Raw genomic sequence first — 22,318 nt, 5'->3', positions numbered from 1 at the left:
GACGGGTGAACCAGATAGGTAATTTGGTGCGCCGGCGCGCGCTGCGAGGGCAACCGTTACCGACGGCGCCGGTTCGTGCACCGAAATGAGGAATTCGGCACGCCGAGCGGTTCGCCGAAATTTCCGTCTCGTGCCGGCGGGGCAAGCGTTTGACGGCAATGGCCCGGTTTTTGCTGGAGTGGTGTGGACCGCGCAATCGTTGCGCGCTGCCCGACGACATACCAGACAAGGAAGATTCACCGTGAGCCCGACGACCCGACCGTTCCCCCGACGCACCTGGCTGGCTGCGCTGCTCGCCGCCCCCGTGATCGCGCTGTTCGCCGCCGCGCCGGCCCATGCCGATGCGCTCGACACCATCGCGAAAAACGGCACGCTGCGCGTCGCGGTGCCCGAGGACTATCCGCCCTTCGGTTCGGTCGGCACGGACATGCAGCCGCAGGGCTACGACATCGACATGGCAGGACTCCTTGCGAAGGCGCTCGGCGTCAAGCTGAAGCTGGTGCCCGTAAACAGCGCGAACCGGATTCCGTACCTGACGACCAACAAGGTCGACATGGTGATCTCGTCGCTCGGCAAGACCCCGGAGCGCGAGAAGGTCATCGACTTCTCGAGCGCGTACGCACCGTATTTCCAGGGCGTGTTCGGGCCGTCCGACGTGAAGGTGAGCGCGCCGGCCGACCTCACCGGCAAGACGGTCGGCGCCACGCGCGGCGCGCTCGAGGAGATCGCGCTGTCGCAGCTCGCGCCGAACGCGACGATCAAGCGCTTCGAGGACAACAACGCGACGATCCAGGCGTTCCTGTCGGGGCAGGTCCAGTTGATCGCGGCCGGCAACATCGTCGCGGCGGCGATTCTCGCGAAGAATCCGCCGCGCCGCCCCGAGGTGAAGTTCGTGATCAAGAATTCGCCGTGCTTCGTCGGCGTCAACAAGAACGAACCACGCCTGCTCGCGAAGATCGACGATGCGATCGCGCATGCGAAGCAGGACGGCTCGCTGGGTGAGATGTCGCGCAAGTGGCTCGGCCAGCCGTTGCCGGCCGGACTGTGACGCATCGCCGTGTCGCCTGATACGTCGCCGCGGCCGGGTGCCCGGCGTGGCGCGTGTCGTTGTCCGAACCTGAATTTATCCCCTTCCCATGAGCTACCAGCTTCAATTCGGCGAGCTCGCCGAGTACGTCGGCGTGTTCGCGAGCGGCGCGGCGATCACGCTCGCGCTGACCGCGGTCGCGACCGTGCTGGGTGTCGCCGTCGGCGTGCTCGGCGCGGCCGCGTACAGCGCCGACGCGCGCGCGGCCGTGCGGCTGCGCCCGCTGATCGGCGCGTACGTCGAGGCGATTCGCAATACGCCGTTCGTCGTCCAGCTGTTCTTCATCTTCTTCGGCTTGCCGGCGCTCGGCGTGCACATCGACGAGTACACGGCCGCGATCCTCGCGATGACGCTCAATCTCGGCGCGTACTCGGTCGAGATCGTGCGCGCCGGCGTGGCCGCCGTGCCGAAAGGGCATCTGGAGGCCGCGTCCGCGCTGGCGATGTCGCGCGCGCAGATGCTGCGTCATGTCGTGTTGCCGCAGGCGCTCGCCAAGGTGTTTCCCGCGCTGTCGAGCCAGATCGTGATCACGATGCTCGGCTCGGCCGTCGTGTCGCAGATCTCGGTGGCCGATCTGACCTATGCGGCCAGCTACATCCAGTCGCGCAACTTCCGCGCCTTCGAGACGTACTTCGTGATCACGCTCGCGTATCTGGCGATGGCGCTGCTGCTGCGCGCCACGCTCGGCGCGATGGGCCGCCGCCTGTTCACCCGCCGCGTGCGAGGTGCGCGATGACCGATTTCACGTTGGGGCAGATTCTCGCGAACCTGCTGCTGGCCGCGCGCTGGACGATCGTGCTGTCGATCGTGTCGTTCGTGACGGGCGGCCTGGTCGGCCTCGGCTTGCTCGTGATGCGCGTATCGGGCTCGACGGTGCTGCGCGGCGTCGCGAAGCTCTATATCGAGGTGTTCCAGGGCACCCCGTTGCTGATGCAGCTGTTCATCGTGTTCTTCGGCCTGCCGCTCGTCGGGCTCGACGTGCCGCCGTGGGTCGCGGCCACGGCCGGGCTCACGTTCTTCACCAGCGCGTATCTGGCCGAGATCTGGCGCGGCTGTGTCGAGGCCGTGCCGAAAGGGCAGTGGGAGGCGTCGGCCAGCCTGGCGATGAGCTACGTCGAGCAGTTGCGTCACGTGATCCTGCCGCAGGCCGCGCGCATCGCGATCGCACCGACGGTCGGTTTCGGCGTGCAGGCCGTGAAGGACACGGCGCTGGTGTCGATCATCGGCTTCACCGAGCTGACGAAGGTCGGCATCGCGATTTCGAACGCGACGTTCCGGCCGTTCGTCGTGTATGGCCTCGTCGCGCTGATCTATTTCGCGCTCTGTTATCCGCTTACCCGTTATGCGCGCACGTTGCAAAGGAGATGGCATGCCGCTCGTTGAAACCCGGGGTCTCGAAAAGAACTTCGGCACCCATCATGTGCTCAAGGGCATCGATTTCTCCGTCGAGCGCGGGCAGGTCGTCTCGATCATCGGGCGCAGCGGCTCGGGCAAGAGCACGCTGCTGCGCACGCTCAACGGGCTCGAGAGCATCGACGCGGGCACGATCTCGGTCGACGGCGAACGCGTCGATGCGCGGCACGCGGACCTGCGTGCGCTGCGGCTGAAGGTCGGCATGGTGTTCCAGCAGTACAACCTGTTTCCGCACCTGAGCGCGGGTCAGAACGTGATGCTCGCGCAGTCGGTGGTGAAGAAGGCGCACCGTCAGCAGGCACGCGCGATCGCGGAACTGATGCTCGAGCGCGTCGGCCTCGGCGACAAGTTCGACGCGTTTCCGGAACAGTTGTCGGGCGGCCAGCAGCAGCGCGTCGCGATCGCGCGGGCGCTCGCGATGAAGCCGAGCGTGCTGCTGTGCGACGAAATCACGTCCGCGCTCGATCCCGAGCTGGTCGGCGAGGTGCTGGGCGTGGTCGAGCAACTCGCGCGCGAGGACATGACGCTGATCATGGTCACGCACGAGATGAACTTCGCGCGTGCGGTGAGCGACCGGATCGTGTTCATGCATCAGGGGCGCGTGTGGGAGAGCGGGACGGCCGACGAGATCTTCGAGCGGCCGCAGACGGTGGAGTTGACGCGGTTTCTGGGCAGCGTGCGAAACACCGAAACCGTGACGCGCTGACCGACGCTGCGGTGCAGCCCGGCCGCGATAGATGACAGGACCGTAATCGAAGCCTCACCTTCCGGACAGCGCGCGAATCGCAGAATGGACACCACTCCTCATCGCATCGATGCGGAGCGGATGTCCGGCCTGATCGGCGGACGCTAACACGCTATCTTCGAGAGGTGAACATCATGAACAAGCTGATTCGTGCGGCATTGCTTTCCTGTGCGCTGAGCGCACCGATCGTCGCATTTGCGCAGACCACCGGCCATCCGGTCACGCGGGCCGACGTGCGCGCCGACCTGATTCAGGCGGAGCGCGACGGGTCGCTGCCGACGTTGAACACGGACTATCCGCCGAGCGCGCAGACGATCGCGCGCAATCGCGAACTGTATGCGATCGCGCATGGCGACCGGCACTCGGCAATGACCGCGACGTCGGCCGCCGTATCGACCGCGAGCGCGCAATGAAGCGGGGCGCCGTATCGAGACGCGTGACGGGGCTGGCGATCGCCGCGTGGCTCGCGGCGGCCGCGGCCCCGGTTTTCGCGCGCGGGCAGCCGCAGCTGCCCGATGACGACGGCGGGCGCGCCAGCGTGCTGCGCGCACTGAATCCCGAATTCGATCCGCACCGCCATGCAGTCGACCCCCGGCCGGCGCACACTCACGCCGCGCCCATCAGCCGTGCGCCGAGTGCGATCCCGCGCGCGGCGATCGATGCGCTGGCGGCGCGCTGACGGGCGTCCCAGCCCGCCAGCGCGGCATCGAACGCGGCGCCGCGCAAAGCTTCGGCAAGACCGAGCGTGTGATCAGCCGCTTTCGCGACGCCCGCCGCCGTGTGCGGGCGCACGATGCGCGGCGCTTACGCGTAGAAGTCGATCAGCGTGTCGAGATTGCGTTGCGCGTGTCGCTCGAGCGGCGCGAATTCCACCGACCGAAACAGCGGCGCCTGCCCGCGCAGACGTTCGAGCGCCCGCCTGCGCCTGGCGCGAAAACTGGCCGACGGCGCATCGGGATCCTGCGCCCACTCGCGCGCGATCGCACGGTCGTACTCGCGAAGCCGATCGGGCGCGGCCGCGAGGATCGCGAGATCGGCATCGAGAAAAATCTGCCCCGCGCGCTGCCGTTCCGGATCGGCGGCGAACGTGTCGGATAGCCGGTGCGACCGCGTCGCCAGCACGAGATCGCGGGCCATGGACCGATGCGATGCGTGCGCGCGCAACCATGACGCGGTACAGTGCGCGTTCGTGACCTGCGTGAGCCATTGCGCGCTGCGCGCTTCGTTGTCCGCGTAGTCCGGCAGCGTCGTCGCGTAGACGACGTCGTGGGCCCATACCGCGAGCTCGATGGCCGGCCACAGCGGTTCCGCGCGATACGGCGCGAGGTGCGCGAACAGTTCCGCCAGATGCGCGAGCGTGTGATAGAAGCGCTGCGGCTCGCCATACGCGCGCGCGACGAGCGGCCACACGGCCGCCGTGCCGAAGCACGCGTCGCACGCGACCTGCAGTGTGCGTTCGAGATCAGGGGTGACGGCGTGCATGGCGGCGCTCGGCTCGGGCGGACGATGCGCGCAGCATAGCAAACGCGGCGCCGTGCAGGCATGCAATTTGCGCGCGGGCACGGACCGCACGACTTCGGAGGTTTCCATGAAACGAATCCCGCCGCGACGTCCGCTGCTCGCGATCTGTGCAGCCTCGGCCTTCGCGCTGCACGCAGCCGCTGCATCGGCGGCGCCCGACGTCTCGATCAGCCGCGCGGATTACGGCACGACCGCGACCGGGCAGGCGGTGAGCCAGTACACGCTCGCGAACCGGCACGGCGTGACGCTGAAAGTCATCACGTACGGCGGCATCGTGACCGCCCTCGACGTGCCCGACCGAACCGGCCACGCGGCCGACATCGTGCTCGGCTTCGATTCGCTGCGCGACTACGAGGCACACAACGGCAACATCCATTTCGGCGCGCTGATCGGCCGGTATGCGAACCGCATCGCGGGCGGGCGTTTCACGCTCGGCGGCAAGACGTGGAAGCTGCCGGTCAACGACGGGCCGAACACGCTGCACGGCGGCCCCGACAGTTTCGATGCGAAGGTCTGGACGGTTACCGGCACGCACAGCGACGCGACCGGTTCGAGCGTCACGCTGCGCTACGTGAGCCCCGACGGCGAGAACGGCTTCCCCGGCACGTTGACGACCGACGTGACCTACACGCTGACCCGCGACAACCAGATCCGCATCGACTACCGCGCCACGACGGACAAGGACACGGTCGTCAACCTGACCAACCACAGCTACTTCAATCTGGCCGGGCAGGCGGGCGGCAGCGTCGAGCGGCAACTGATCGAGATCGCCGCATCGCGTTTCACGCCGACCGACGATACGTCGATTCCGACCGGGCAACTGGCGAGCGTCGCGGGCACGCCGATGGACTTGCGCCAGTTGACGCCGATCGGCGCGCATGTGCGCGATGCACATCCGCAGCTCGCGATCGCGCATGGCTACGACCAGAACTGGGTGCTCGACCAGGGCGGCCAGTCGGCTCCCGCGTTTGCCGCGCGCGCCTACGACCCGGCGTCGGGGCGTTTCCTCGAGCTGTACACGACGCAGCCGGGGCTGCAGTTCTATACGGCCAACGGGTTGAACGGCAGCGTCGCGGGCAAGGGCGGCGCGATCTACCGGCAAACCGATGCGTTCGCGCTGGAAGCCGAGCATTTTCCCGATTCGCCGAATCGTCCGGCCTTTCCGTCGACGGTCCTGAAGCCCGGCGAGACGCTGCACGAAGTGACGGTGTGGCGGGTGGGCGCGCGGTGAGCGTCGGCGTCGGCCGCATCGCGTTCGTCAAACGTTGATCACGCCGCGCCCGATTTCGATCACGCGCCCGCCGACGCCGATTTCGCCCGCGGCATTGACCGACAGGCGCAGCAGGCAAGGGCGGCCGACGGCTTCGCCCTGTTCGATCCGAAATGCGGCCGGCAGGTCGTGCCCTCCGGCCAGCAGCCAGCCGCCCAGGTTCGCGCAGGCCGAACCGGTGCCCGGATCTTCCGACACGCCGCCGCCTTGCTTCACGAAGAAATAGCGGGACACGACCGTTCCCGGGCGTGCGTCGTCGAACGCGAACACATACGCGGTCTTGCGGCCGAGGCTGCTCCGGGGCCAGATGTCGAGGTGCGCGCTGTCGGGTTGTGCGCGCCGCACGGCGGCCGGGTCCTTGAGCGCGACCAGCAACTGGTCGGCACCGGTATTGACCCACAGCGGCGGCGCGAGCAGATCGTCCTCGGCGAGCCCGAGCAGCGCCGCGACCTGCGCAGCGGACAACGCGCACGGCGCCGTGTTCGGCATGCCTGAGTGCGGCGCGGTGAAGGTCCACACGTCGTCGCGCGCCGTGACGTCGACGACGCCGGCCTTGAATTCGAGCGTGAGCGCGTCGCCGGCATTCAGCCGCTCGCGCACGACGTGCGCGGTGCCGAGCGTCGGATGGCCGGCAAACGCCATCTCGTAGCCGGGCGTGAAGATGCGAACGCGTGCATGCGCGCGTTCGGACGGCAGCACGAAGGTCGTCTCCGACAGGTTGAACTGCACGGCCAGCGCCTGCATGGTCGCATCGTCCATGCCGCGCGCATCGTCGAATACGCAAAGCGGGTTGCCGCCGAACGTCGATTCGGCGAAGACGTTCAACAGACGGAAGGTGTAGGGGGGCATCGATATCTCGTACGGGTCAGCTCGACTTGTCGAGCGGCGCAAGCATCGCCTGCATGTCGGGATGCTTCAGTACTTTCCGGTATTCCGCCGGACTCATGGCGTCGATCAATACGCGGCCGCTCACGTCGGCCTTGATGTACTCGACCGCGAGCAGCGCGATGACCGGATTGGTCGTCAGCGTCGCATGGTCGGGCGACTGATCGCCGAATTCCGCGACCACGGCTTCGGTGTCGTCCGCGATCGCGACGGCCAGCCTCCGCCCCGACAGCCGAAGTCGCGCGCTGGCGCCGCATTTGGCCATGTCGTAGCAGCGCGGGCCGTTGAGCATGCGATTGCCGTAGATCGCCACGTGCGTATCCACGCCGCGGGCCGCGGCTGCTTCGAGCAGCGGCCCGAGATCGTCGATTTCTTCGTCCCAGACACCCGCGAAGATCGCCGTCTTCGCATGGTCGATCACGCGCGCGAAGGCGCTGACGATCGCCTCCCGCCCGCTCAACGACCAGACCAGCCCCGGCTCTTGCCGCACCGGCAACCGGTCGAGCGCGTCCGCTGCGAGCTCGAGATCCGCGTTGAAGCGCGTGCGCAGTTCTTCCAGCAGCGACCGGTGCGGCACGGCCGCATAGCGGACCGGTTCGGAGCGGTTCACGAGCACCGCGCCGCGCGCCTCCAGGCGGCCCAGGGTCTCGTAGACCTTCGATGGCGGCATGCCGGCGCGCCGGCCGACTTCCGCACCCGTCAGCGCGGCTTGGCCGACGAGCGCCGCGTACGCCTGCGCCTCGTATTGCGTGAAGCCAAGCCGGATCAGTGACGTGATCAGTTCCGCGTTGTCGTTCATGTGGATGGATTCGGATTGCCGTGACGCGCTTCAGGGGATGCTTGATTAACTACCGAAGTAGTATAGAATCGATCTCGCTTACTACTGAAGTAGTAAGCGAGATTTCCCAACCTTACCGAGGAGGATCATCGAGATGCGTCAACGGATCAGTACCGGCTCCCCGTGGGAGCCGAAGGTGGGCTATTCGCGTGCCGTGGTCGTCGACAACACGATCTACGTATCGGGGACGGCCGGCAAAGGCGACGACGTGTATGCGCAGACGCGCGATGCGTTGGCGACGCTCGGCAAGGTCCTCGCGGACAGCGGATTCGCGCTGTCGGATGTCGTCCAGAGCCGGCTGGTGGTCGCGGATTTCGACCATTGGGAAGACGCCGCACGTGCGCACGGCGAGATATACGGCGAGATCCGGCCGGCATTCTCGCTGGTCCATGCGTTGCCGTTCGTCGATCCTGAGATTCGCGTCGAGGTCGAGGCGATCGCGGTGCGGACCGCCGCATGACGGTCGCCGGCCCGCCCGCCTACCTGTCCCGCACCGCGATCGCGATGCTGGCGCTCGCGGCGGGCGTCGCGAGCGCCAACGGCTATGCGCTGCAGCCGTCGCTGTCGGCCATTGCCGGCGATTTCGGCGTGTCGGCTGCGCGGATGGCGACCCTCGCGTCCGTGACGATGCTCGGCTATCTGGCCGGCCTGGCGCTGCTGGTGCCGCTGGTCGACCGGTTCGGTCCGCGCACGCTCATTCCGGCGCAAATGGGGGGGCTCGCGGTGTTGCTCGCGTGCGCGTCGCTGTCGTCGACGCCGCTCGCGCTCGACGCCTGCTTCGTGCTGGTGGGGGCCGCCACCACGGTCGCGGCGCAATGCAGCGCGGTGGTCGGCAAGCATGCGGAGCCGCGTCGGCGGGGCGCGGCGATGGGCGTGGTTTCCGCGGGCATTTCCGCCGGCATCCTGCTGAGCCGTTTCGTCGGCGGCGCGTTGTCGCAATGGTGCGGATGGCGGGGCGCGCTGCTCGCGCTGGCCGGCTGCGTGGCGCTGGCGGCCGTCGGCAGTGGCGTGCTGTTGCCCGGCGGTCGGCTCGAACGGCGTTCCGGCCACGCAGCCACGATCGGCGCGATTCCGCGGCTGTTGCGCGACAGCGCCGCATTGAGGCGCCGCACCGGCGCCGGCATGCTGTGGTTCTTCGCGTTCAATCTGGTCTGGGTCGGATTGGCGATCCGTCTGGCCGCGCCGCCGTACAGCATGGGGGCGGCCGCGATCGGCGCATACAGTCTCGCCGGCGTGCTCGGCCTCGGCGTGACGCGCGTGGCCGGCAAGCTCACCGATCGCTTCGGCGATCGGGCGGTGATCGGCTGGGGGCTCGCGGTGGCCGCGCTTTCCACGTTGCTGCTTGGCGTCGCCCTCGGACATCCAGGCTGGCTGGGCGTCGGGCTGGCGTGGTTCGATGCCGGTTGTTTCGCTGCCCAGGTCGCGAACCAGGCGCGGGTCGTGGCGATTCAGCCCGCGCGGGCCGGTGCATTGAGCGCCGCGTACCTGACGCTGTACTACGCAGCCGGCGCGGGCGGCGCCGTGGCGGCAGGCATGCTCGTCGAACGGATCGGGTGGGGTGCGATGATGTTCGTCGCGGCCGTTGCCCTGGCGGCAGCCGGGTGGGTCGGGGCCGCACGCGTGAGCGTCGATGCCTCGGGCGAACCGACGTCCGCCGGTTGAGTGCGTGCGGGACGGGCGACGGTCATCGGCCGGATGTTCGCGCCCACCTCAATGCGACGACACGAACACCGCATCGTCGAACGCTTGCGGAATCGCGAAGCTCGCGCGCATGCGCTGTGTTTCCTTCGCCGGCGTCAACCCGAACAGGCGCTTGAATTCCCGGCTGAACTGCGACGGGCTCGTATAGCCGACCGCGTAGCCGGCCGCCTCCGCCGTCAGGTCCTGGCGCACCATCAACAACCGCGCCTGATGCAGGCGCGTCGATTTCAGGTACTGCATCGGCGACACCTGCGTGACCGCCTTGAAGTGACTGTGAAAGCTCGGCACGCTCATGCCGGCTTCGTCGGCCAGTTGCGACACGTCGAGCGGCCGCGCGTAATCGGCGTGGATCATGCGCAACGATCGCCCGATCCGGCCGAATTGCCCGCGCATCGCCAGTGCGCTGCGCATCGCGTTGCCCTGCGCGCCGGTCAGCACGCGGAAATACAGCTCGCGAAGCAGCGCCGGGCCGAGCACCGCGGCGTCGAGCGGCCGCTGCAGCGCCTCGACGAACCGCAGCACCGACGTGTGCATCGCTTGATCCATCGGCGTCGACATCATGCTCTTCGGCGCCTGCACGGTTTCCGCGCGGCCAGCGCGGTCGATCTGCGCGGCGAGTTCGGCGGCCAGCGTGAAATCGAGGTGCAGGTACAGCGCGAGCAGCGGGCGCTCGGGCGTGGCGTCGGTTTCCATGCTGAACGGGACGGGCACGGAGACGGCCAGGTAATGGTGTTCGTCGTACAGATAGCGCTCGCCGCCGAAGTAGCCGCGCTTCGATCCCTGGCACACGATCACGATGCCCGGGTCGTACAGCACCGGCGTGCGCGACAGCGCGCGGTTCGCGCGCAGGATGCGCACGCTCGGCAGCGCGGTCAGGTTGTAGCCTTCGTCGGGCGCCAGCGCGCGCAGCAGCGTCACCAGGCGCTTCCGGTCGCGCGGCGGCAGCGCAGGAGAGCGAACGGAGGCGGGCGAGATGCTCATAGTTTTGTGCAAGAAAATCAGCGGAATCGGGCTTATTCGGCGTGGTTCGTCAGACTAGTATGCACGCTTCAATCGACATTCGGGAGAAGCTCAGATGGCATCCGGCAACATCATGCTCATTACCGGCGTCAGCAGCGGTTTCGGCCGTGCGCTGGCCCAGGAAGCGCTGGCCGCCGGTCACACGGTGGTCGGCACGGTGCGCAGCGCGCAGGCGGCGCGCGACTTCGAAGCGCTGTCCACGCAGGCGGCCGTCGCGCGCGTGCTCGACGTGACCGACTTCGCGCGCATCGACGGCGTCGTCGCGGACATCGAGGCGAACGTCGGGCCCGTCGACGTGCTCGTGAACAATGCGGGTTACGGACACGAAGGGATCCTGGAGGAAGCGCCGCTCGACGAGCTGCGCCGGCAGTTCGACGTGAACGTGTTCGGCGCGGTCGCGATGATGAAGGCCGTCGTGCCGTTCATGCGCGAACGCCGGCGCGGCCGCATCCTGAACATCACGTCGATGGGCGGCCACATCACGATGCCGGGCATCGCGTACTACTGCGGCAGCAAGTTCGCGCTGGAGGGCATTTCCGAGACGCTCGGCAAGGAGCTGGCGCCGTTCGGCATCGCGGTGACGGCCGTCGCGCCGGGTTCGTTCCGCACCGACTGGGCCGGCCGTTCGATGGCGCGCACGCCGCGCTCGATTGCCGACTACGACGCGCTGTTCGACCCGATCCGCCGCGCGCGCGAGGAAAAAAGCGGCAAACAACCGGGCGATCCGGCGAAGGCCGCACGGGCGATGCTCGCCGTGATCGCGGCCGACCATCCGCCCGCGCATCTGCTGCTCGGGAGCGATGCGCTGCGGCTCGTGCGCAACAAGCTGGCGGCGCTGGACGACGAGATCCGCGCGTGGGAAGCCGTGACGGTGTCGACGGACGGCTGACGGCTGACGCGCGCCGTGTCGTTCGTTTCCTGCCGGTGGATGATCGGCCGTTGCATTGCACGATGGCATCGTGGTTTCACAATAATGGCCGATAATGGCAACCGGCCCGTTCGCCACGTTCATCCACCTCACAGGAGCATCGCGATGCCATACGTCACCACGAAGGACAACGTCGAGATTTTCTACAAGGATTGGGGTCCGAAAGACGCGCAGCCCGTCATGTTCCACCACGGCTGGCCGCTGTCCAGCGACGACTGGGATGCGCAGCTGCTGTTCTTCGTCCAGCACGGCTATCGCGTGATCGCGCACGATCGCCGCGGCCATGGCCGCTCGGCGCAAGTCTGGGACGGCCACGACATGGATCATTACGCGGCGGACGCGTTCGCGGTCGTCGAAGCGCTCGATCTGCGCAATGCGGTGCATATCGGTCACTCGACGGGCGGCGGCGAGGTGGCGCGCTACGTCGCGAAGCACGGCGAGCCGGCTGGCCGCGTCGCGAAGGCGGTGCTGGTCAGCGCGGTGCCGCCGCTGATGCTGAAAACCGATTCGAACCCCGAAGGCCTGCCGCTCGACGTGTTCGACGGTTTTCGCAAAGCGCTCGCCGACAACCGCGCGCAGTTCTTCCTCGACGTGCCGAGCGGCCCGTTCTACGGGTTCAACCGCGAAGGCGCGACCGTGCACCAGGGCGTGATCCGCAACTGGTGGCGGCAGGGGATGGAAGGCAGCGCGAAGGCGCATTACGACGGCATCAAGGCGTTTTCGGAAACGGACCAGACCGAAGACCTGAAGTCGATCTCCGTCCCGACGCTCGTGCTGCACGGCGAGGACGACCAGATCGTGCCGATCGCGGATTCCGCGCTGAAGTCGGTCAAGCTGCTGAAGAACGGCACGCTGAAGACCTACCCGGGTTATTCGCACGGGATGCTGACGGTCAACGCCGACGTGCTCAACGCCGACCTGCTCGCGTTCGTACGGGCGTAATGACGGCGGCGCCGGCCCGCCGCGGCGGGCGGCGCCGCGATCGAAGGCGGGCGATCCGGACGCGCGTGGAAAAGGACGGATCGCCCGCCATCTGCTTCACCCCGGACCGACGAAACGAACGCCCGGATGCGCGAGACGCGGCATCCGGCCGGCCAGGAACGCGTGCAGTTCGCGTACCTGCGCGACCTTGGCGGAATCTTCCGGCCACACGAGGTAATACGCATCGCCGGTGCTGACGGCCGTCTTGAACGGCAGCACGAGCTGCTTCTCGTCGATGGCCGTCGCACACAGCGCGAGATCGCCGATCGACAGGCCGTGGCCGGCGATGGCCGCCGCGATGCCCTGTTCGAGCATGTCGAACACCTGCCCGCGCGTGATGTCCAGGTCCAGATCGTGACCGCTGCCGTTGAGCCAGCGGCGCCAGTCGCGCCGGTCGGGCGACGGGTGGATCAGCTCGCACGCGGAGGGATTCGCGCGCGCGACCGTGGCGGTGGCCCGCGAGCACACCGGAATCAGCCATTCGTCGAACAGCTTCACGCAATGCGTGCTCTCGCCGAACCTGCCCGCGCCGAGCAGGATCGCGCAATCGTAGGATTCGCTGAAGAAATCGACGGTATCGACGTCCATCCACACGCTCGCGATCTGCACCTCGAACGCCGGCCGCGTGCCGCGAAACGCCGCCAGCGCGTCGAGCAGCCAGCGCATCGTCAGCGTGGACGGCGCCTTGAGCCGCAGCACGTCGCGTTGCGTGCGGAACAGCATGCACGCTTCCTCGACCTGCCGGAAGCCGCGCCTGAGGCCGGCCGCGAAGATGTGGGCTTCCGCCGTCACGGTCATTTTCGGCCCGCGCCGGACGAACAGCTTCCGGCCGAAGTAGGCCTCCAGCGTCTTCACGTGCTTGCTGACCGCGCTTTGCGTCAGGCTCAGTTCCTCGGCGGCCAGCGTGAACGAGCCGGTGCGGGCGGCGCTCTCGAACGCGCGCAACGCATAGACGGGGGGAAGCGGTTTGGCCTTCATGGGTTTCGAGTATGAATAAAACTCATGTCATCAGACAGGATTTTCCGTTTTCGGTCGGCGGCCCGGGCGCGTGATACTGCCCGAAACCGCGCTTTTCGACCCATCGGGCCTCCATGATGCCACCGTGACGGGCGCGCCTCTCGACTCATCGAACAACTTTTTGTCATGACACTCCATTACCCGCTGCTGTTCGCCTATCTGGCCGCGATCGTGCTGCTCATCGCGACGCCCGGCCCGGTCGTCATGCTCGTGACGGGCACCGTCGCGCGGCGCGGATTCCGTCAGGGCGTGCTGACCGCGGTGGGCGCGAATGCCGCGAGCCTCGTGATGATCGCGGGCGCGATGCTGATGGTGTTCGGCGTCGTGATGGTCAGCGCTCGCCTGCTTGCCGGCCTGCATGTCGCGGGGTGCCTGTTCATCGCGGTGCTCGCGATCCGGACGCTGCTCGGCGAATGGCGCGCCAACCGCGCACGGCATGGCGATGGCGCGGCGGCAGGCGAACCGATACCGCAGCCGCGCGGTTTGCCCGGCGTCGTGCGCGGCTTCCTCGTCGGCATCGCGAATCCGAAGGACCTGCTGTTCTTCGTCGCGTTCTTTCCGCAGTTCGTCGGCATCACGCCCGATTCGCGCGTGAGCCTCGCGATCCTCGCCGCGTTGTGGATCGCGGTCGATTTCACGATCCTCGCCGGCTACATGGCCGCGATCAACCATCCGGCGATTCATCGGAAGCAGCGCTGGATCTCGGCCTCGTCGGCGCTTGCGCTGCTCGCGATTGCGCTCGCCGGGCTCGGCAGCACGATCGCGGGCGCCGCGTAGCGCATCGGCGATCTGCGTTACGCTTCGTCGGCACCGATTCTTTCATCGAGTTCTACCATGTCCCGTTCCGCCCCGGCTTTCTCCGAGCACCTTTTCTCGTATGGCACGCTGCAGCTCGATCAGGTGCAGCTCGCCACGTTCGGCCGCAAGCTCGACGGTCACGCGGACGCGATGCCCGGCTATGCGATGACGATGCTGCGGATCGACGATCCGGACGTGGTCGCGACGAGCGGGAGGACCCATCATCCGGTGGTGACCTATACGGGGCAGACGGGCGACCGCGTCACGGGCACCGTGTTCGCGATCACCCGCGACGAACTGCAGCACGCGGACGATTACGAAGTCGATGCGTATCGGCGCGAGCGCGTCGTGCTCGAATCGGGTGTCGCCGCATGGGTGTACGTGGACGCGCGTTCGCCGCGCGCCGACTGAATCCGCTACGCGGGCGGGATCGACGCCGTCGCGTGTGCGGCCGCTAGCCGTTGCGCAGGAACACGACGTAACCGCGGAACCACGGATTCGTTGCGAGGTACGGCGGCGCGTCCCATTCGCCGCCCTGGATCACGCCGATGCGAAACGGCAGCTGCAGCCGCGCGACGCGCGGCAGGTAGGCCGCGTAGTCGGGAATCGTGCGGCTGCCCTGGTACGTCTGCACGACCACCTCGTCGACGATGCCCTTGAGCTGGTTGACCTGGTCGGTATCGATGCGGCTGCTCCAGTCGAGCAGCCCCGTGATGCTCAGCCGGCAATCGGCGGGCAGGGTGTCGCGCAGCGTGCGCAGGAACGCGAGGTAATCCTCGAGGTGGCGCGTGCCCGCATCGAAGTCGATCTGGATGCCGGCGATCGTGCGGCCCGACGCACGCCAGCGCGCGAGCTGCGCGAGCATGATCTGCGTGACGCGCGGCGTCCAGCGCAGCGTATGCGCACGATAGACGAGCCACACGCGCGCGTCGGGCGCGGGCGGCAGCGCGACGCCCTGCGCGATCACGCGCACCTGCGACTCGTCCCGCGGCGACGCTTCGATCTGCCCTTGCAGCACATAGACGGCGCGCGCGCCGTGCACGATCGCCTGCGGCTTCACGCCCGCCCACAGCCAGAACGCGTCGTACCGCGCGGCGTCGACGGTGCCGGCCAGCGCGACGCGCGCGGCCAGCAGCAGCGCGATGCCCGCGATGCGCTTCATGCGCCGCTTACCAGTAGTAGCGGAGCTTCTGCGCCCACGGGCTGCCCGGATAGGCGGTCTTCAGCGTGTCGAACCAGCGCTTGCGCGTGCTCTTCGACACTTCCTTGCCGCCGCATTCGTTCGCGCCGGCCGGCGCATAGCACTTGATCGCGCGGTAGAACGCGTACGCGCGATCGTTCGGGTTCGCCTGCGTATCGGCCATCACCGCCACGTAGCTCGACATCCGCTCGTACGGCTTGCCCGCGAACTGCGACGGCGCCGCACCGAGCGTCGGCGGCACGCGCGTGGCGGCCGTGCTCGACGCATTGCGGATCCACGGCGGCACCGGATCGCTTTCGATGCCGGCCGCGGGCGGATGCAGGCGCACGAAATCCGCGAGGCAGTTCAGCCCTTTCGGGTCGGCGGGATTCTGCTGCAGCGTCGCGGCGATGTCGCGCGCCGACAGGCACGTGTAGCCGTCTTCGTTTTTCGCGCCGGCTGCGATGAACGGCTTCAACGGATCGGCGGGCGTGCCGGACACCAGCGCGGTATCGGCGAGGAAGTCCGCGTAGTGCGAACGCGTGAGCTCCTTGTACAGCAGCGTGTACAGCGCGGTGTCGCGCAGCGCGCCGCCGGTCGCCTGGTTTTGCGCCTGCGCGCGCAGCAGGTCGGCATTGGCCGCGCGCTGCAGCAGCACCGCGCGGATCGCCGCGTTCTGCACGAGCGAATCGTCGGCAAACGCGTCGTTGACGAGCCCGGCCTGCTCCAGGTTGATCGCGAGCGCGAGTTCCAGCATTTCGCGCTGGAAGCGGAATTTCGCGAGCGGGATCAGGTCGCGCCACAGCTGGCGGGCCTTGTCGTTCTGGCCGCTGTCTTCCAGCGCGAACCCGCGCAGCGCCTGCTGGCTCAGGCCGAAGTAGTCGAGCGGCGCGGCGGGCGCTTGCGGCAGCAACTCGAGGGCGGCATCCGGCTTGTGCCCGATCTGGACGTACCAGGTCGCGAGCAGGTAGTCGTAGAGCGCGGGCGCGTTCGCGAAGCGCGGCTTCTGCGCCTGCAGCTCGTCCAGCGTCATCGGCTTGCGGCTCGCGTCGCTGCTGTCGGACGCGCGCATGCGCAGCAGGTCGACGGTGGCGAGCACGGTCGGCGACTGGATCTGGCTCACGTCGAATTCCGATCCGAACAGCAGCTTGCTGTCGAGTTCGTTCGCCAACTGCATCAGCGGCACGTTCGACGTGGCCGGCGACCAGCGCGCGAGCGCGTGGCCGTACAGGTCGGCCTGCTGCGTGACGTTCCCGCCGAGCCACGCGACACGCCGCAGCAGCCCGGTCGCGGAAACCGCATAGCGCCCCTTCGGATACACCTTCAGGTAGGTCCGGAATACCGTGTTCGCCGCGTCGAGCGAGACCTTCGTCACGCGTGCGCGCGACGGCGTCGGGCCGTCGTTGTCGAATACGTTGGCCTGCGCGGCGTTCAGCTGCGCGCGGCCGGCCATGTAGAGGCCGGTTTCCTTCAGCCACGGGTCCGCGCTGTGCGATGCGTTCGCGAAGGCCCGCGTCGCGGTGAGGAAGTCGGCGCGGTAGAACGCGTTCGTGCCGTCGAGGTACGCGGCGAACTGCTGGCCGAGCGGCGACTTGACCGGCGGCTTCGTCCACGCGGCGCCCGCGCCGCCCGCGGTGCAGGTATTCTGCGCGATGTCGGCGCGTGCCGCGCGCAGGCGGGCGGCTTCGTCCGCGGGCAGGCCGCCTGCGCCGCCCAACGCGTCGTCGAACGCTGCCGCGCCCGCGCTCATGCTGCGGCAGATGCTGCCTTCGCCGTCGGCGTATCGGCTCGACGACCCATCGGCATCCGCTGCGCCGCCGGCCTTGTCGGGCTCCTTCTGGCCGATGTAGATCCAGCCGGAGAAATCCATCGGGAACGGCACGACGATCTGGTTGATCCGCTCTTTCGCGGGGATGGTCCTCGGGTCCGGAAACACCTGCGCGACCTTGGCGCTGTCGACCATCATCAGCATCGCGTTGATGCGCGTGTCGTTGGCGGGCGTCAGCATCGGTATGTTGCCGCACGAGTAGGAAGTCTGCCGGAGCGTGTTCGGTACGTAGCAGCCGTCGTCGCCGCTGGCGTGGGCGGCCGGCATCCAGAGCAGGCTGGCCGCCAGCGCGGCGAACAGGTTGCGGTGCAGCGTCGGGTTTCTTCGCATTTTTTCTTGTGCTGGTTAGGGGGCCGCGACGGCCGGGTCTCTCAGGGGGGCGCTTTGCCCTGGCGCGTATCGTACCTCACGGCGCGCACACGCCCGTCGAGCGGCGGCCCTGCTCGCGCATCACGCGCACACGCTGCTGGCGATGCCGCCTTCGTCGATGTCTTCGATCGCGGCGCGCAAGTCGTCGATCGCCACCATCAGTTCGCGGACCTGCCGCAACGACGGGTACTGATGCAGCACGGCCTGCCATTGCGGCAGGGTCAGCAGCGCGTGCCAGATGACGCCGAGGCCGTCCGGATCGGCATCCGGCTGCTGCGCGAGCGCGCTCGCGTATTCGAGGCTCGCCTGCGCGGACAGCAACTGCATCCGGCTCGCGGCGCCCAGCAGACGCGGCGTCGTGTCCGCGGACGCGTCGCAGCAATACAGCACTTCGCGTGGCAGCGTCGTTTCGTCGGTCGTCAACGCGTGCAGCGATGCGCCGTGCACGTGCACCGTGCCCTGATGCGTCTCGAATGCATAGACCGTGTCGGGCGCTGCCTGCGCGAGCAGGGTCAGGCCGCGCAGCAGCCGCGGCAGGTCGGTCGTCGCGGCATCCGCGGAGGCCTTCGCTTCGACGAGGAAGCGCACGTTCCACGCGGACGCCGGGTCGCTGCCGCGCGCGCGTTCGAGCAGGATCGCGTCCCATTCGGTTTTCGCGCGGTCGTGCCGGCCCGGGATCGACGAAGGCACGCGCATCGACGTGACCACGCGGTAGGTGCGCTGCGCGTCCACCGCGTCGAGCCGGCGCGCCAGTGCGTCGAGCGCCTGCGCCGCCAGTGCTTCGACGGCGGCGCCGCGCTGCTGGGACGCGGCGCCCTGCGCGACGGCGACCGTGCTGCCGACGAGCGGACCCTGGCGGACCCACAGCGCGCGATATCGACGGACGTCCTCGTCCGCGGCCAGCGCGTCGAGCCGCAGCATGCGTTCGAGCGCGGGGCCGTCCTTGAGCTTCACGATGTCCTGCTCGAACGCCGCGTCGGTCGCCATCTCGGGCAGCGCGAGCAGTTGCGCGAGCGCGGCATGCAGTTCGGCCCACGATGCCGCGGTCGCGGCCGCATGCAGGCGCGCGAGGCCGTCGCGTTGCCAGGCCTGCGCGCTGCGTTCGAGCTTGGCCGGATGCGCGATCGCATTGACGGCGGAGTGGAGCGCGCGCCGGTCCTGCTCGGCGTGCGCGGACAACGACGCGTATTCGCGTACGTTCGGCGCATCGTGACGCAGCACCGACGCCTGAAACGACGGATCGCCGGATGACGTGTCCATCGCGTCGCGGATCATCCGCGCGAGCGCATCGATGAAGCGCTGCCGCAAGTCCGCGCCGGGCGCGTGGCCATCCGCCCGCACCCTGCGCGCTTCCTCGATCACGATCGCCAGCGCGGTGGCCGGGTTCGTCGCGTCGGTCAGCGACGACGCGCGTTCGAGCGGCGGCAGCCGGTAACGGCGCGCGACGGTGCGCAGGGTGGCGTCGAGCAGGGCGGGAAGCGGTGTCAGCGACATGGCGGGTTGGGCGTGAAAGAGACGTGACCCGTCACGCCGTCAACGTCACCGACAGGCTGCCGAGCTCGCCGAAGCGAACCGTCAGCGCATCGCCGAGCGGCACCTCGATCGCACCCGCGTACGAACCCGTCGTCACGATCTGGCCGGCGCGCACCGCGTCGCCGCGCGACGCGAGGAAATTGACGAGCCACACCAGCGGCTTGAGCGGATCGCCGTCCGGATGGCGGCCGTCGATCGTGCGGTTCAGCGCGCCGTCGAACGACAGCGCCAGCGTCGCGAGCGGCACGTTCAGCCCGTCGGGCACGACCGGGCCGACGCACAGCCCCTGGTTGAATTGCCCGTCGGCCAGCAGCTCGAACTTCGACGCGCGCGCCGGCTCCGCATAGCGGCAGCCGAGCACTTCGAGCACGATGCGCACTTCGCGGATCGCGGCGCGCACGTCGCTTTCGTCGTACGGCTGCTCGCGCTCGGGCAGATCGCGATCGAGCACGAACGCGATTTCCGGTTCGATCCGCACGATCGGCCCGCCGACGACGCGGTACGGCGCATCGGCTTCGCGGATCGTCGACGCGAAGATCGGCGCGAGGATCACGCGATCGGGCGGCGGCAGTGCGCATTTCCAGCCGCCGACGGGTTCGCCGAGCAGGTCGGCGACGCGCTGCTGGATCGCGAGCGCGGTGTCGATGTCGTCGGGGCGCAGTGCATCGGGCAACAGCGGGCCGGGCGAGCCGGCATGGCGGGCGGCGACGAGATGCTGGGCGGCGCCGTCCACGCGTTCGGTAGTCGTTGTCATGTCGGTTGAGCGAGTCGAAAGTGGGGCCGGCAAAAAAGGGCCGGACGAAAGTCGCATCGTCGATGATAGCGCCTTCGGCGCGATGGCCGCTCGAAAGCCCGTCGGCTCATGCGTTGCCGGTCCGGTTTCGGTTGGCCGAGAACGCAGGCTTCCCGCTTCCCGTCGTGCCGTTTTGTCGCATGCGTGATCGCCGCCGCGGCTTGACCGCCGTCAACATCCGAACCTGCCGTCGGCCGATGATGGTGACATGGCCGCGCGCGACAGGGTGCGCGGCAGCTCACCCCAGCGAGGTTCGCATGTACGAGAAAATCATGGTGGCCGTCGACGGCAGCGCTTCGTCGAAACAGGCGCTTGCCGAAGCCGTGAAGGTGGCGCTGGCGGGCGATGCGCACGTCAGCGTCGTGTATGTGGTCGACAAGTCGGTGCTGTTCACGTACGCGGGCCGTGTCGATCCGCACGCGCTCGTCGAGGAAATCCGCGACGACGGGCGCAAGGTGCTGCGCGAAGCCGAACAGATCATCGCGTTGGCCGGCGCGAAGGGCGAAGGCGAACTCGTCGAGACCGAGAGCATCGGCGAGGACATCGCGGAACGCCTGCAACGCTACGTGAAGGAGCACGGGATCGACCTCGCAGTGGTCGGCACGCACGGGCGGCGCGGCATCCGGCGCGTGCTGCTCGGCAGCGTCGCCGAGCGTTTCGTGCGCGGCTCGAAGTGCCCGGTGCTGCTGATTCGCGGCGACGACGCCGGCGAGCCGGCCGCCGCGGCCGCGGCATGACGCGGCGCGCGCGATGATACGTCGCCAGTACCGCATCGTCGTCGCGGCGATCGCCGTGTTCGTGTCGCTCGCCGGGATGATGGCCGTCGTGACGGGCCTGCTGTTCGATGCCACGTCGGCGCTGCGCGGCGGCGCCATCGCGTTGATCGTCGGCGTGGCGGGCTTCGTCGTGATGCTGAACCCGGGGCCGAAAGGCGAGGAGTGACCGCCACGGGCGAAGGGGCGGCGCACGTCCGGCCATGGTTTGACGACGGCCCGCGGTAGCCGTTGCCTCGCCGGCGATGTCGCCTAGTCGCTCGTCGTCGCCGGCGCCTGCACGCCGTCCTGCACGATCTGAATCATCAGCCGCTTCAACGTTTCCGCCAGCGCGGTGTTGTTCGGCTGAAGCTTCCCTGCCTGCGCGAACGCATCGCGCGCTTCATCCTGGCGTCCCAGCTTCCACAGCACTTCGCCCTTGTGCGCCAACCCGGTCGCACGGGCTTCGCGTGCGTCGCTGTCGTCGTCCTTCGCGAAGATCGCGATCGAGCGGTCGAACCACACGAGCGCGTCGTCGTGGCGGCCGAGGCGATACAGCGCCCAGCCCTTGCTGTCGAGCGCATACGCATCGTTCGGCGCTTGCGCGAGATGCGCGTCGATCATCGCGAGCCCGCGCTCGACCGCGACGCCCGCATCGGCGAGCCGATAGCCGATGTCGTTCAGGCGGTCGTCGGGAATCCTGTCCAGGTCGAGCACGGCGGTCACGCGGCTCGCGTCGCGTTCGGCGATCGCGAGCGACAGCAGCTTCGCGACGATCTGCCGCCGCAAGCCATTGCTGATCCGCTCGCCGTTGGCGACCAGGGTGCCGAGGTACTGCGTATACAGGTCCGGTGCGCCGGGGGTGTTCGCGCTGTTCGCGATGGCCAGGCCCGGGCCCGCGCACCAGTCGATATCGGCCGAGCCGGCCAGCGTGCCGACGTAAAGATCGACGTTCCTCGGCGTGCGCGACTGCGCGTAGTAGGTGTAGCCGTTCGCATCCGAATACCCGCACGCCAGATATTCACTGTCGACGTCCAGTATGTACGGGACGTGGCCGAGCATCGCCTTGCCGCCCGGGTCGACCAGCCGGAACGATTCGCCCAGCTCGCCGTCGCCGACGACCGCGTTGAACACCCACTGCTTCTGAGGATGGCGTGTCGGCAGGCGGACCTTGGCCGTGCGCCCGGCCACATCCGTCGTGCCGAAAATCACGCTGTCGTGCTGATCCGGCTTGGCGGGCAGCCCCGCGATCACCTGGCCCGGCAGGAACAGCCGATAGCGCGCATTCGGCAGCGGCTGATGCGTGGCTGGATCGCGCAGCACGAACTGGTGAACGTAAGCCCCTTTGCCGAGCGACGCCGTCGGCGGGACATAGGTGCGGGCGTGGGCGGCCGGCAGCGCGGCGCAATTCAAGGTCGCGACGATGAGCGCGGCGAGAAGTCGGGGTGTCATGGAATTGCAGTTCTTTCTTGTAGGTCGTGGTTTTATCGTGCGACGGCCGGAAATGCACGGAACGACCCGCACCGTCCCAGAAAAACGACGGGCGACGGCGGGCGAATTCCAATCGATTGGGTCGAATCGTCCCGTGCAAATCAATGCGAATCCCGCGTGCGTCGGTGCATTGAAGCGCCGGGCGGGTGGTGCGGGAATGCAGTGCGC

The 22,318-nt window shown here is 68.4% G+C and carries 25 protein-coding genes and 1 pseudogene; 15 read left to right on the top strand and 11 right to left on the bottom strand.

Going from position 1 to position 22,318, the window contains the following annotated elements:
• The first annotated feature begins 241 nt into the window (after window positions 1–241).
• From H0X90_RS25210 to H0X90_RS25185, 6 genes are all read left to right on the top strand, one after another.
• Window positions 242–1,048: a transporter substrate-binding domain-containing protein gene (locus H0X90_RS25210; RefSeq protein WP_006484387.1), complete on the top strand. Its 807-nt coding sequence runs from the start codon at window positions 242–244 to the stop codon at window positions 1,046–1,048.
• 88 nt (window positions 1,049–1,136) lie between these two features.
• Window positions 1,137–1,823, top strand: a complete 687-nt coding sequence (locus tag H0X90_RS25205; RefSeq protein ID WP_006484385.1) for an amino acid ABC transporter permease — start codon at window positions 1,137–1,139, stop codon at window positions 1,821–1,823.
• The gene (locus H0X90_RS25200; RefSeq protein ID WP_006484388.1) at window positions 1,820–2,470 is read left to right on the top strand and encodes an amino acid ABC transporter permease; all 651 of its coding nucleotides are present in this window, start codon (window positions 1,820–1,822) and stop codon (window positions 2,468–2,470) included. The genes H0X90_RS25205 and H0X90_RS25200 overlap by 4 nt, the downstream gene beginning before the upstream one ends.
• Window positions 2,457–3,206, top strand: a complete 750-nt coding sequence (locus H0X90_RS25195) for an amino acid ABC transporter ATP-binding protein (protein ID WP_006493844.1) — start codon at window positions 2,457–2,459, stop codon at window positions 3,204–3,206. Before H0X90_RS25200 ends, H0X90_RS25195 begins: the two co-directional genes overlap by 14 nt.
• A gap of 173 nt (window positions 3,207–3,379) precedes the next feature.
• The gene (locus H0X90_RS25190; RefSeq protein WP_048986096.1) at window positions 3,380–3,658 is read left to right on the top strand and encodes a DUF4148 domain-containing protein; all 279 of its coding nucleotides are present in this window, start codon (window positions 3,380–3,382) and stop codon (window positions 3,656–3,658) included.
• A complete protein-coding gene (locus tag H0X90_RS25185; protein WP_077190011.1) occupies window positions 3,655–3,924 on the top strand; it encodes a hypothetical protein in 270 nt (89 codons plus the stop codon). Before H0X90_RS25190 ends, H0X90_RS25185 begins: the two co-directional genes overlap by 4 nt.
• Here the strand turns inward: H0X90_RS25185 and H0X90_RS36235 are convergent.
• A pseudogene (locus tag H0X90_RS36235) lies at window positions 3,852–4,040 on the bottom strand (hypothetical protein); the annotation flags it as partial. The gene H0X90_RS25185 and the pseudogene H0X90_RS36235 overlap by 73 nt on opposite strands.
• Before the next feature lie 9 nt (window positions 4,041–4,049).
• Complete coding sequence (locus H0X90_RS25180) at window positions 4,050–4,727, bottom strand: hypothetical protein (protein WP_077190012.1); 678 nt, start codon at window positions 4,725–4,727, stop codon at window positions 4,050–4,052.
• A gap of 106 nt (window positions 4,728–4,833) precedes the next feature.
• Here H0X90_RS25180 and H0X90_RS25175 point away from each other — a divergent pair, with 106 nt between their 5' ends.
• Window positions 4,834–5,997 (top strand): aldose epimerase family protein, encoded by a 1,164-nt coding sequence (locus H0X90_RS25175; protein WP_077190023.1) that lies wholly within the window; start codon window positions 4,834–4,836, stop codon window positions 5,995–5,997.
• Between the two features lie 27 nt (window positions 5,998–6,024).
• On the opposite strand, the gene H0X90_RS25170 is transcribed toward H0X90_RS25175, so the two are convergent.
• Both H0X90_RS25170 and H0X90_RS25165 read right to left on the bottom strand, forming a co-directional pair.
• Window positions 6,025–6,885, bottom strand: a complete 861-nt coding sequence (locus tag H0X90_RS25170; protein ID WP_077190013.1) for a PhzF family phenazine biosynthesis protein — start codon at window positions 6,883–6,885, stop codon at window positions 6,025–6,027.
• Window positions 6,886–6,901: 16 nt separating this feature from the next.
• Window positions 6,902–7,720, bottom strand: a complete 819-nt coding sequence (locus H0X90_RS25165) for a TrmB family transcriptional regulator (RefSeq protein ID WP_077190014.1) — start codon at window positions 7,718–7,720, stop codon at window positions 6,902–6,904.
• Between the two features lie 133 nt (window positions 7,721–7,853).
• Between H0X90_RS25165 and H0X90_RS25160 the strand changes: the two genes are divergently transcribed.
• Complete coding sequence (locus H0X90_RS25160) at window positions 7,854–8,219, top strand: RidA family protein (protein WP_006498454.1); 366 nt, start codon at window positions 7,854–7,856, stop codon at window positions 8,217–8,219.
• Window positions 8,216–9,421: an MFS transporter gene (locus H0X90_RS25155; protein ID WP_077190015.1), complete on the top strand. Its 1,206-nt coding sequence runs from the start codon at window positions 8,216–8,218 to the stop codon at window positions 9,419–9,421. Before H0X90_RS25160 ends, H0X90_RS25155 begins: the two co-directional genes overlap by 4 nt.
• 48 nt (window positions 9,422–9,469) lie before the next feature.
• On the opposite strand, the gene H0X90_RS25150 is transcribed toward H0X90_RS25155, so the two are convergent.
• On the bottom strand, window positions 9,470–10,441 hold the full coding sequence (locus tag H0X90_RS25150) for an AraC family transcriptional regulator (protein WP_077190016.1): 972 nt from the start codon (window positions 10,439–10,441) through the stop codon (window positions 9,470–9,472).
• A 94-nt stretch (window positions 10,442–10,535) separates the two neighbouring features.
• Here H0X90_RS25150 and H0X90_RS25145 point away from each other — a divergent pair, with 94 nt between their 5' ends.
• Entirely contained in the window at window positions 10,536–11,369 is an 834-nt protein-coding gene (locus tag H0X90_RS25145) for an oxidoreductase (RefSeq protein ID WP_077190017.1), read from the top strand.
• Window positions 11,370–11,513: 144 nt separating this feature from the next.
• Window positions 11,514–12,350 carry an alpha/beta fold hydrolase gene (locus tag H0X90_RS25140; RefSeq protein ID WP_006498449.1) on the top strand — a complete coding sequence of 279 codons (837 nt, stop codon included), beginning with the start codon at window positions 11,514–11,516 and terminating at the stop codon, window positions 12,348–12,350.
• Window positions 12,351–12,446: 96 nt separating this feature from the next.
• Here the strand turns inward: H0X90_RS25140 and H0X90_RS25135 are convergent, their stop codons facing one another.
• Window positions 12,447–13,367 (bottom strand): LysR substrate-binding domain-containing protein, encoded by a 921-nt coding sequence (locus H0X90_RS25135; RefSeq protein ID WP_060211109.1) that lies wholly within the window; start codon window positions 13,365–13,367, stop codon window positions 12,447–12,449.
• A 165-nt stretch (window positions 13,368–13,532) separates the two neighbouring features.
• Between H0X90_RS25135 and H0X90_RS25130 the strand changes: the two genes are divergently transcribed.
• Together H0X90_RS25130 and H0X90_RS25125 are read left to right on the top strand one after the other, a co-directional pair.
• The gene (locus H0X90_RS25130) at window positions 13,533–14,183 is read left to right on the top strand and encodes a LysE family translocator (RefSeq protein WP_048986091.1); all 651 of its coding nucleotides are present in this window, start codon (window positions 13,533–13,535) and stop codon (window positions 14,181–14,183) included.
• 57 nt (window positions 14,184–14,240) lie between these two features.
• On the top strand, window positions 14,241–14,615 hold the full coding sequence (locus tag H0X90_RS25125) for a gamma-glutamylcyclotransferase family protein (RefSeq protein ID WP_006498446.1): 375 nt from the start codon (window positions 14,241–14,243) through the stop codon (window positions 14,613–14,615).
• Window positions 14,616–14,658: 43 nt separating this feature from the next.
• Here the strand turns inward: H0X90_RS25125 and H0X90_RS25120 are convergent, their stop codons facing one another.
• The 4 genes from H0X90_RS25120 to H0X90_RS25105 form a co-directional block, all read right to left on the bottom strand.
• The gene (locus tag H0X90_RS25120) at window positions 14,659–15,366 is read right to left on the bottom strand and encodes a DUF3142 domain-containing protein (protein ID WP_077190018.1); all 708 of its coding nucleotides are present in this window, start codon (window positions 15,364–15,366) and stop codon (window positions 14,659–14,661) included.
• 7 nt (window positions 15,367–15,373) lie between these two features.
• Entirely contained in the window at window positions 15,374–17,542 is a 2,169-nt protein-coding gene (locus tag H0X90_RS25115) for a hypothetical protein (protein WP_196438236.1), read from the bottom strand.
• 120 nt (window positions 17,543–17,662) lie between these two features.
• Window positions 17,663–19,075 (bottom strand): 3-deoxy-D-arabino-heptulosonate 7-phosphate synthase, encoded by a 1,413-nt coding sequence (locus tag H0X90_RS25110; protein WP_077190020.1) that lies wholly within the window; start codon window positions 19,073–19,075, stop codon window positions 17,663–17,665.
• A 31-nt stretch (window positions 19,076–19,106) separates the two neighbouring features.
• A complete protein-coding gene (locus H0X90_RS25105) occupies window positions 19,107–19,868 on the bottom strand; it encodes a 2-keto-4-pentenoate hydratase (protein WP_059721780.1) in 762 nt (253 codons plus the stop codon).
• Window positions 19,869–20,164: 296 nt separating this feature from the next.
• On the opposite strand from H0X90_RS25105, the gene H0X90_RS25100 reads away from it, so the two are divergent.
• Window positions 20,165–20,644: a universal stress protein gene (locus H0X90_RS25100; protein WP_048986217.1), complete on the top strand. Its 480-nt coding sequence runs from the start codon at window positions 20,165–20,167 to the stop codon at window positions 20,642–20,644.
• 13 nt (window positions 20,645–20,657) lie between these two features.
• Window positions 20,658–20,849, top strand: coding sequence for a DUF2964 family protein (locus H0X90_RS25095; RefSeq protein ID WP_006498440.1), 192 nt, complete (start codon window positions 20,658–20,660; stop codon window positions 20,847–20,849).
• Between the two features lie 83 nt (window positions 20,850–20,932).
• Here the strand turns inward: H0X90_RS25095 and H0X90_RS25090 are convergent, their stop codons facing one another.
• Complete coding sequence (locus H0X90_RS25090; protein ID WP_059721782.1) at window positions 20,933–22,111, bottom strand: tetratricopeptide repeat protein; 1,179 nt, start codon at window positions 22,109–22,111, stop codon at window positions 20,933–20,935.
• Between the last annotated feature and the right edge of the window lie 207 nt (window positions 22,112–22,318).

It is taken from the genome of Burkholderia sp. 9775_39 (genome assembly GCF_015712225.1).
GTDB lineage: Bacteria > Pseudomonadota > Gammaproteobacteria > Burkholderiales > Burkholderiaceae > Burkholderia > Burkholderia cenocepacia.
The sequence above is the reverse complement of the archived record's forward strand: the minus strand, read 5'-3'. Positions and strand labels throughout refer to the sequence as shown.